Genomic DNA, 8,521 nt, shown 5'->3' on the forward strand with positions numbered 1-8,521 from the left:
TGGACGGTGCCGTCCTTGGCGATGACGCCGTGACAGAGCGGCCCCGGCAGGCCTTCGTAGCCGTCCCGGCAGATCCGGACGGTGCCGGCGGTGCCGCGGGTCACCGTGTGATGGATCATCACGCCGTGCACGGGGCCCCAGGGGCCCTTGTGGTTGCGGTTGTGCGTGGACCACGCGCCGACCTGGACGACCGCGAGGCCCGCGTCGCGCAGCGCGTCGAGGAACCTGCTCGCGGACATGGGGGTGGACATGACCGACTCCCTTCGGGGGACGGGTGGGGGCTTCCGGAGCGCCCGAGTCCGGAGTACCGGGGGTTTCGGAGTGCCGGAGGTTCCGGAGTACCGGAGTCCGCCCCTCCGCCGCCATCCGTTCGGGCCGTGTGCGAGCCGATCCGGACAGGGTCCCGCGAGGCGGGTGGGGCTCCGCTGTTCGGATGGAAATCACGTGACATGCCCCGAAGATCGTCGAACAGTCCCACTCGAATGTGTAATGGCGCCGACACGCTGAGTGCTGAAAGGCTTCGTCTCGCAAGTCAGTCATACGAGAGGGAGTTCCATGTCCGTTGGTTCGGTTGGCGACGAGGTCCGCGTCGCGGAGCAGCAGGCGCCGCAGCAGAGTCTCGGCACCGCGGCCGCGCGGAACCTCGCCACGACCACCAAGTCGGCGCCGCAGATGCAGGAGATCACCTCACGGTGGCTGCTGCGGGCGCTTCCCTGGGTCCAGGTCCAGGGCGGTACGTACCGGGTGAACCGGAGGCTCAGCTACTCCGTGGGTGACGGCCGGGTCACCTTCGTCCAGACCGGAGAGCGCGTCGCGGTCATCCCCGCCGAACTCGGCGAACTCCCCGTCCTGCGCGGCTACGAGGACGAGGAGGCCCTGACCGAGCTCGCGGCCCGCTGCCGCCAGCGGGAGTACGCGGCCGGTGAGGTCGTCGTCGTCGCCGGCGAGCCGACCGACCGGGTCCATCTCCTGGCGCACGGCAGGATCGAGCAGATCGGCGAGGGGCCGTACGGCGACGAGGCCGTCCTCGGAGTCCTCGCCGACGGCGCCTACTTCGGCGACAACGCCCTCGTGGACCCGGAGGCCACCTGGGAGTGGTCCGCCCGCGCCGCCACCGCCTGTACGGTCCTGGAGCTCACCAGGGACGACGTGCGGAACCTCGCGGAGCGGGCCGGTTCGCTCGCCGCCCACCTCGCGAGCGTGGCCGCCCTGCCCCACCAGCGGACCAACAAGTACGGCGAGGCCGAGATCGACCTCTCCGCGGGCCACGTCGGCGAGGCCGTCGTCCCGCACACGTACGTCGACTACGACGCCTCGCCCCGCGAGTACGAGCTGAGCGTCGCCCAGACCGTGCTGAAGGTGCACAGCCGCGTCGCCGACCTCTACAACCAGCCGATGAACCAGACCGAGCAGCAGTTGCGGCTCACGGTCGAGGCGCTCCGCGAGCGCCAGGAGTACGAGCTGGTCAACAACAAGGAGTTCGGCCTTCTTGCCAACTGCGACTACGGGCAGCGCCTCCAGCCCCACGACGGCGCCCCCAGCCCCGACGACATGGACGAGCTGCTCTCCCGCCGCCGCGGCTCCAAGCTGTTCCTCGCCCACCCGCGCGCCATCGCCGCCTTCGGCCGCGAGCTCAACAAGCGCGGACTGGTGCCCGAGACGATCGACATCAACGGCAACCGCATCCCGACCTGGCGCGGTGTACCGATCTACCCGTGCAACAAGATCCCGGTCTCGGACGCCCGGACCACCTCGATCATCTGCATGCGTACGGGCGAGGCCGACCAGGGCGTGATCGGTCTGCACCAGACCGGCATCCCCGACGAGATCGAGCCGAGTCTCTCCGTCCGCTTCATGGGCATCGACGAGCAGGCGATCATCTCCTACCTGGTCACGGCCTACTACTCGGCGGCGATCCTCGTCCCGGACGCCCTCGGTGTCCTGGAGAACGTCGAGGTCAGCCGCTGGCGTTGAGCCGACGACGCCCGGGGGCGGGGACCGAACCCTCCCGCCCCCGGGCGCACCCGGCTCGTCGCCGCCAGCATCGCCACGGAGGAGACGAAGGAAGTGACCTTGACCATGACCGGCGGGGACGCCGTCACCGACGGTCAGGGGGCCGTGCGGCTCCTGGACCGGACGCGGACGGCCGTCCATCCTCAACTGCGCTCGACCGTCGAGACCCTGCCCGGTTCGATGCGGCGGGTCGCGATGTACCACTTCGGCTGGGAGCACGCCGACGGCACTCCGGCCACGGAGCAGCCGGGCAAGGCCATCCGGCCCGCCCTGGTCCTCGCGGCGGCCCGCGCGCTCGGCGCCGACGAGACCTCGGCGGTGAAGGCCGCGGCCGCGGTGGAGCTCGCGCACAACTTCACCCTGCTCCACGACGACATCGTCGACGAGGACGTGACCCGGCGGCACCGGCCCACCGCCTGGACGGTCTTCGGCATCCCGGACGCGCTGATCGCCGGTGACGCGATGAGCGCGCTCGCCCTGCGGATGCTCGCCGAGGATCCGCACCCCGCCTCGGCGGCCGCGTCCGCCCGGCTCGCCGCCTGCATCATCGAGCTCTGCGCCGGACAGCAGGCGGACTGCGCCTTCGAGCAGCGGGCGCCGCGTGAGGTCTCCCTCGACGAGTGCCTGGCCATGGCCACCGCCAAGACCGGCGCGCTGCTCGGCGCCTCCTGTGCCATCGGCGCGCTCTACGCGGGCGCGGGGGAGGAGGAGGTCGCGGCGATGGACGCGTTCGGCCGGGAGGCGGGCCTCGCCTTCCAGCTGATCGACGACCTCATCGGGATCTGGGGCGACCCGGACCGTACGGGCAAGCCCGCCGGGGCCGATCTGGTCGCCCACAAGAAGTCGCTGCCGGTGGTGGCGGCGCTCGCCTCGGGGACGCCGGCGGGTGACGAGCTGGCCGAGCTGTACGCCCGCCCGGTCCTCGACGCCGCGGCGGTACGGGCGGCCGCGGACGCGGTCGAGCGGGCCGGTGGGCGCGACTGGGCGCAGGACCAGGCGGCCGAGCGGATGGGGCGCGCCGTCGAGCATCTGGCCCGGGCGGTCCCGGACCCGGCGGCGGCGGGGGACATGCTGGCGCTCGCGGAGTTCGTCACGCGGCGCACGCGCTGAGGCCCCGGGGCGTCACGCCTCGGGGACGATCCGGTTGACCACGGTCTCGATCAGGTCGTCCAGGTCCCGGTCGCCGTGCAGGCCCGGGACCGTGAAGTGGTCGAGCAGCAGCCCGGTGAGGGCGAAGTAGAGCAGCCGGACGGTGTCCGCGTCCCCGGGCATCCCGGCCTCCAGATGCCCCTGGATGTTCGCGTCCAGATCGCCCCGGAGCACCTTGGTGAGCTGGGTCCGCAGCTCGGGGCGGCGCACCGCTTCGAGGCGGAGCTCGAAGAGCCCGAGGTAGCAGGTGCGCTCGGCGGCGAGCCGCTGGGCGACCTGGCGCATCAGCTCGAAGACCAGGGCGCGGCTCGGCGCGGGCAGCATGGCGGTCTCGATGACTCCGGGCTCGGGGGTGAGCCGGACGAAGATCCGGTCGGCGACCTCGGAGAGCACCTGGTCCCGATCGCGGAAGTAGTTGGACGCGGTGCCCGTGGGGACCCCGGCGCGGGCATCGACCGCGCGGAAGGTCAGCCCGCGGGCACCTTCGTCCGCCAGGACCTGGATGGCGGCGTCGAGCAGCGCCGTACGTCGTTCGGGGTTTCTCGCCATGTCGTGTTCCTCCTTCTTCGAAAATAGGGCTTGCGTAACCACTACAGGTGAAGCACTATAACCGTCGTGGTTGCGATCGCGGCCACGATCCGAAGTGGAAGAGGACCGGTTTGCGCAAGCTCACGTACTTCATCGCCTGCACCATCGACGGCTTCATCGGTGACCCCAAGGGCGATGCCACCTCCATGTACCAGTTCGTGGACGCGGAGTTCCTGGAGTTCCTGACCGGCGAGTACCCGGAGACCGTCTCGGCGCAGGGCCGGGAGATGCTCGGGATCGACGCCGAGAACAAGCGGTTCGACACCGTCGTCCAGGGCCTGGGGTCGTACCGCATCGCCCTGGACATGGGCATCACCAGCCCGTACAGCCATCTGCGGGAGGTCGTCGCCACCCGCTCGCTGGCCGAGTCGCCCGACCCCAATGTGGAGCTGATCGGCGACGACCTCGTCGGCCGCGTCCGCGAGCTGAAGGCCGAGGACGGCCCGCTGGACATCTGGCTCTGCGGTGGCTCCACGATCGCCGGCGAGCTCATCGAGGAGATCGACGAGCTGGTCATCAAGACCTATCCGCAGGTGTACGGCTCCGGCATGCCGATGTTCGGCGCCGACTTCGAGCCGCGCGACTTCGAGCTGAAGGACCTGCGCGTCTTCGGCAACGGCGCGTTCGTCCGTACGTACACCAGGAAGCGGTGATCGGCGGCAGGCGCTCCCGTGCGAGCCGTCCTACCCTGGACGTATGGGTGACGAGGATCCTCACACGACGCGGGACCCCAGGGCCGAGCACAGGTGTCCGGCCTGCGGGCAGCCGCGAGCCGTGACGGCCACCCGGCACAAGGTCCTCGGGGCCTGGGTGCCGGAGTGGGAAGTGCAGCCCTGCCGCAACCCGGACTGCACGCTCCACCGGGGCGTGGAAGCGGACCTGGGCGAAAGCGTGGAAACGGCCGCCGACGTGGCCGCGGGTACGCGCCCTGTCGCGGGTGCGGAAGCCGCGAGCACGCACGTGACCGGCAAGAAGGGCGAGATCGGGAGAAGTCAGGCCACGGGGTGACCGGACGCGCGCCGGAGCCGTTCGTACGGCTACAGTCCGCGCATGTCATCGGAGTCGACGGAAGTCTGGACCGGCTGGTACCGGGACCGCAGCGGCGCGGAAGCGATCGTCATCACGGCCGACGGGCGGCGCGTCGCCACCCGGATCAGGGGGATCGAGTACACGGGCGAGGGCTTCGCCGCGCTCACCGCGGCGGCGGAGGGTGGGCAGGCCCTCACCGCCTGCGTCCTGGAGTGGGACCTGCCTCTTCCCGTCGTCATGGACGGCGCCTCCCAGCAGGCCACGCTGAGCTGCCTGCTGACCCTCGGTGAGCGCGCGGACCTCAGCCTCACGCTGCACTACGGTGGCGCCGCCTTCGAATCGTGCGTCGCCGGAGGTGACTTCGACGGGGCGCTCGAACGGGTCAGGCGCCAGCTGCCGCCCGGCGCCGATTTCGGCCGCCGACTGCTTCAGGCGGCCTGAGAGCACGGGTACCGGAACGGAGAACGAGGACGGCGGCGCCCCCGGGGAGGGGCGCCGCCGCTTCTCGTTCTCCGGGTGCTCAGCTCTTGAACGCGGAGGCGAGGCCGTTGCGCCACAGCTGGTCGACGCGGGACCGCTCCTGCGAGTTCGGCTGGGCGTTCTGGCAGGACGTGCCGGGGCCGCCGCCCGACATCAGCTCACTGCACGGACCGCTGTAGTGGTCCGGCAGCCCGAGGACGTGCCCGGTCTCGTGGGCGGTCACGCGGGTGGAGTTGTACTGCTGGTTCTGCCGGTAGTCGAGGAAGATGTAGCCGCTGCCGTGACCGTCGGTGCTCGCGTACGAGCCACGGGAGTCGTTGCCCTCGTAGTAGCGGAAGTCCGGGTTGCTGCCCTCGACGAGCCGGACGTTCACCACCGAGCTGTTCCATATCTGCGTCGAGCGGGAGATCTGGCTGCGGAAGCTCGGCGCGTTGGCGGCGCTGTAGACCACGGTGACGGCGGCCGCGCCGGGAGCGGCGGCCCGCTTCTTCGCCACCGACTTCACGACGGCGTCGAAGAAGGCCTGGTTGGCCTTCGCCTCCTCGGCCGAACCGGCGTACGCCACGGCGGTGTTGCCGGCCGTCGGGACTCCGGTGGGGGCGCTCGCGGCCACGGCCGGGGCCGCGCCCAGCGAGGCGGCGAGACCGAGGCCGAGGGCGGTCGCCAGGGCAGAGGTGAGGACCTTGGGGTGACGCATGGGGGGGCTCCTCCTGTAGGGGATGGGAGAGAGTCTCGGGGGAGCCGGTGCGCGTGGGGATGATGTCAACCGGCGATAGCATCACCGCATCACCTGGTCGAAACACCCCCAACTCCCTTGAAAACAAAGGTGATTGAGGGGTTCCGGGTATCTGGTGCGAGCCAGGGAGCCGCCCTACCCTCGGGGCATGGAGCTGGAGGTGAGACACCTGCGCGCGCTCTGCGCCATCGCGGACACGGGCAGCCTGCACAAGGCGGCCCGCCAACTGGGCATGAGTCAGCCCTCGTTGACCACCCAGCTGCGCCGCATCGAGAACTCCCTGGGCGCCGAGCTCTTCTCCCGCGGCCGCACCGGCTGCCGCCCCACCCCGCTCGGCCGCTCCCTGCTCAGCCGGGCCCGCCCCCTCGTCGCCGACATGGCGGCGCTCGTCACCGAGACCCGGGCCGCCGCCGCCCGCAGCGACGGACTCGGGCTCCGGGTCGGCTCCACCGCCAGCCGGGCGCTCCCGGGCTGGCTGCGCCGGCTCCGCCAGCGGCTGCCCGGCACCGACATCGGCCTGCGGATGGACGTCTCCGCGAACGCGCTGCTGCGGAGCGTCGCCGCCGGGCAGCTCGACGTGGCCTTCGTGCACGAGGTGGAGGGCTGCCCGTTACGGGTCCCCGAGGGCCTCAAGGGACGGGTCCTGGTCGCCCGCGAACCGCAGTTCGTCTCCATGGCCCGCGACCATCCGGCCGCCGCCCTGCCCGAGGTGGACCTCGCCGACCTGGCCGGCGACCACTGGATGGTCGACCCGACCGTGGACGGCGAATGGGACGGCCTCCGCCGGGTCCTGGACGCCGCCGGCATCGACCCGCCGCTGCTGCACGGCGACTACCACACGGCCGCCTCCCTCATCGTCCTCGGCGAGGCCGTCGCCCCCTGCCAGCCGACCTCGGTCCCGCGCGAGGACATGGCCGTCCGTCCGCTGCGCGGCGACCCGCTGGCCGTCCGGCTCCTGCTGTACGCGCGCCCCGGGGCTCCCCTGGACACGCTGTACGCGGAACTCGCGGCGGCCTACCGGGAGGTGGCCCTGAGGGCGGCCCCGTACCGCGAGTGGCTGCGACGGCAGGGGACGGCCGCGAGGCTGTCGGTGGGACCGTGCATGATGACGGCATGAGCGAACACCCGGCACGGGCCCTGGTCCGACACGCGCGCCCCGAGGACCTGCCGCGGGTCGTGGAACTCATCGCCGAGCACGCGGCGTACGAGAAGGCGGCGCCCCCGGCCCCCGGCCTCGCGGACCGGCTCGCCGCGCTTCTCTTCGACACGGAACAGCCCCGCCTCCGCTGCCTGGTCGCCGTCCTCCCCGACGACACCCTCGCGGGCTACGCGAGCTGCGCCCCGGAGCTCTCCACCTGGGACGGCGCGGAGTACCTCCACATGGACTGCCTCTACCTCACGGAGAGCTCCCGGGGCCACGGTCTGGGCCCGCTCCTGATGGCGGCGGTCCGTGCGGAGGCGAGCCGGCTCGGGCTCGCCGAGATCCAGTGGCAGACCCCCGCGTGGAACGAGAGCGCGATCCGCTTCTACGACCGGCTGGGCGCCACGTCGAAGGAGAAGCACCGCTACAGCCTCCGCACGCAGGCGTAGGCGGGGCCGCGGGGACTCAGTCGCCGGGCGGCGGCCAGGGCCCGGTGAGCAGCCGCTCGGCCTCGGTGACGATCGCCGCCGCGAGCTGCTCGCGCGAGCCCGCCCGGGCGGCAGCCCAGTCGTTGTGTGCGTCGGTCGCCTCGAAGAGCGGCCGGAGCGCCCGCGGCCGGGCCAGGGCGCCCCAGCCCTCGTACGTGATGAGGTCACCCCCGGCGCCCGGGGCGAGACTCCCGTTCACGATCAGCCGCAGCCACCAGCGCACGAGCTCCCAGCGGGCGGCCTCCCACGGAGGGCCGGAGTCGTCCGCGGGCAGGGCGTCGGCGAGCCCCAGCTCGCCGAGAACCCGCTCGAAGAGACCGTCGGCGCGTTCGTGCTCCGACCGGGTCAGACCGGCGAGCAGCGGAAGGGACTCCGTCTCGACGTCGAGCAGCAGCGCGGTGAGGCCGGCCTCGACCAACTGCTCCGGCGAGGGCCGCCGGCCGATGATCCGCTCGATGGCCAGCATCCGGAGGCACTCGACGGCCTCCTGCGGGGTGACGGCGTAGGGGGCGTACGGAGTGGGCGCGGTGACGTCGATGCCGGGCCCGCCCTCGACGAAGTACGACCAGAAGCCGACGGTGGCGTGGGCGGTGAGGCTGCTCGCCCACCCGGCGAACTCGTGCCGGACGTAGTCGGCGAGGTCGTTCCCGTAGAGGATGACGTCGGTCTGGTGGACGGACAGCACGGGGTGCCCCCACGCACCCGGCGTGCCGGGCAGGTAGCGGTGGCCGTAGACGGGGACCAACGGAGGAACGCCCGCCGACTCGGCCCGCGCGACCTTCAGCGCCTCGGAGGCATCCGTGGGCCGCGGGCTCCAGTCGGGATGCCAGAAGCCGTTGTGCTCCACGTCGAAGAGCACGCCCTCGACCGGCCGGGCGAGGGCGTGCTCTTCGACGT

General features: G+C 72.1%; 10 protein-coding genes and 1 pseudogene. 7 read left to right on the forward strand and 4 right to left on the reverse strand.

The window, feature by feature from the left end; genetic code table 11:
- Positions 1-251, reverse strand: a pseudogene (locus AOK00_RS12400) (N-acetylmuramoyl-L-alanine amidase); the annotation flags it as partial.
- A gap of 304 nt (positions 252-555) precedes the next feature.
- On the opposite strand from AOK00_RS12400, the gene AOK00_RS12405 reads away from it, so the two are divergent.
- Positions 556-1,974 carry a family 2B encapsulin nanocompartment shell protein gene (locus tag AOK00_RS12405; RefSeq protein WP_055600376.1) on the forward strand — a complete coding sequence of 473 codons (1,419 nt, stop codon included), beginning with the start codon at positions 556-558 and terminating at the stop codon, positions 1,972-1,974.
- A 105-nt stretch (positions 1,975-2,079) separates the two neighbouring features.
- Positions 2,080-3,123: a family 2 encapsulin nanocompartment cargo protein polyprenyl transferase gene (locus AOK00_RS12410; protein ID WP_173861551.1), complete on the forward strand. Its 1,044-nt coding sequence runs from the start codon at positions 2,080-2,082 to the stop codon at positions 3,121-3,123.
- Between the two features lie 12 nt (positions 3,124-3,135).
- On the opposite strand, the gene AOK00_RS12415 is transcribed toward AOK00_RS12410, so the two are convergent.
- A complete protein-coding gene (locus tag AOK00_RS12415) occupies positions 3,136-3,711 on the reverse strand; it encodes a TetR/AcrR family transcriptional regulator (protein ID WP_055600377.1) in 576 nt (191 codons plus the stop codon).
- Between the two features lie 110 nt (positions 3,712-3,821).
- Here AOK00_RS12415 and AOK00_RS12420 point away from each other — a divergent pair, with 110 nt between their 5' ends.
- The 3 genes from AOK00_RS12420 to AOK00_RS12430 all read left to right on the forward strand — a co-directional run bounded on the left by AOK00_RS12420 (position 3,822) and on the right by AOK00_RS12430 (position 5,220).
- Positions 3,822-4,403 carry a dihydrofolate reductase family protein gene (locus AOK00_RS12420; RefSeq protein WP_055600378.1) on the forward strand — a complete coding sequence of 194 codons (582 nt, stop codon included), beginning with the start codon at positions 3,822-3,824 and terminating at the stop codon, positions 4,401-4,403.
- 121 nt (positions 4,404-4,524) lie between these two features.
- Positions 4,525-4,758 carry a hypothetical protein gene (locus tag AOK00_RS38270; protein ID WP_173861549.1) on the forward strand — a complete coding sequence of 78 codons (234 nt, stop codon included), beginning with the start codon at positions 4,525-4,527 and terminating at the stop codon, positions 4,756-4,758.
- A 42-nt stretch (positions 4,759-4,800) separates the two neighbouring features.
- Complete coding sequence (locus AOK00_RS12430) at positions 4,801-5,220, forward strand: DUF6304 family protein (protein WP_055600379.1); 420 nt, start codon at positions 4,801-4,803, stop codon at positions 5,218-5,220.
- Between the two features lie 79 nt (positions 5,221-5,299).
- Here AOK00_RS12430 and snpA read toward each other — a convergent pair whose 3' ends face one another.
- Positions 5,300-5,956 (reverse strand): snapalysin, encoded by a 657-nt coding sequence (snpA, locus tag AOK00_RS12435; protein WP_055600380.1) that lies wholly within the window; start codon positions 5,954-5,956, stop codon positions 5,300-5,302.
- A 187-nt stretch (positions 5,957-6,143) separates the two neighbouring features.
- On the opposite strand from snpA, the gene AOK00_RS12440 reads away from it, so the two are divergent.
- The gene (locus tag AOK00_RS12440; RefSeq protein ID WP_055600381.1) at positions 6,144-7,112 is read left to right on the forward strand and encodes a LysR family transcriptional regulator; all 969 of its coding nucleotides are present in this window, start codon (positions 6,144-6,146) and stop codon (positions 7,110-7,112) included.
- Entirely contained in the window at positions 7,109-7,585 is a 477-nt protein-coding gene (locus AOK00_RS12445) for a GNAT family N-acetyltransferase (RefSeq protein ID WP_055600382.1), read from the forward strand. The genes AOK00_RS12440 and AOK00_RS12445 overlap by 4 nt, the downstream gene beginning before the upstream one ends.
- Positions 7,586-7,601: 16 nt before the next feature.
- On the opposite strand, the gene AOK00_RS12450 is transcribed toward AOK00_RS12445, so the two are convergent.
- Positions 7,602-8,521, reverse strand: a 920-nt coding sequence (locus AOK00_RS12450; RefSeq protein WP_055600383.1) for a hypothetical protein, incomplete at its 5' end; no start/stop codon positions are given.

This window comes from Streptomyces aureus (genome assembly GCF_001418135.1).
Taxonomy (GTDB): Bacteria; Actinomycetota; Actinomycetes; order Streptomycetales; family Streptomycetaceae; genus Streptomyces; species Streptomyces aureus_A.

Coding starts and splice junctions, on each gene's coding strand:
- AOK00_RS12415 (WP_055600377.1), bottom strand. CDS start 3,711: ATGGCGAGAAACCCCGAACGACGTACGGCGCTGCTCGACGCCGCCATC.
- AOK00_RS12440 (WP_055600381.1), top strand. CDS start 6,144: ATGGAGCTGGAGGTGAGACACCTGCGCGCGCTCTGCGCCATCGCGGAC.
- AOK00_RS12430 (WP_055600379.1), top strand. CDS start 4,801: ATGTCATCGGAGTCGACGGAAGTCTGGACCGGCTGGTACCGGGACCGC.
- AOK00_RS12405 (WP_055600376.1), top strand. CDS start 556: ATGTCCGTTGGTTCGGTTGGCGACGAGGTCCGCGTCGCGGAGCAGCAG.
- AOK00_RS12445 (WP_055600382.1), top strand. CDS start 7,109: ATGAGCGAACACCCGGCACGGGCCCTGGTCCGACACGCGCGCCCCGAG.
- snpA (WP_055600380.1), bottom strand. CDS start 5,956: ATGCGTCACCCCAAGGTCCTCACCTCTGCCCTGGCGACCGCCCTCGGC.
- AOK00_RS12410 (WP_173861551.1), top strand. CDS start 2,080: ATGACCGGCGGGGACGCCGTCACCGACGGTCAGGGGGCCGTGCGGCTC.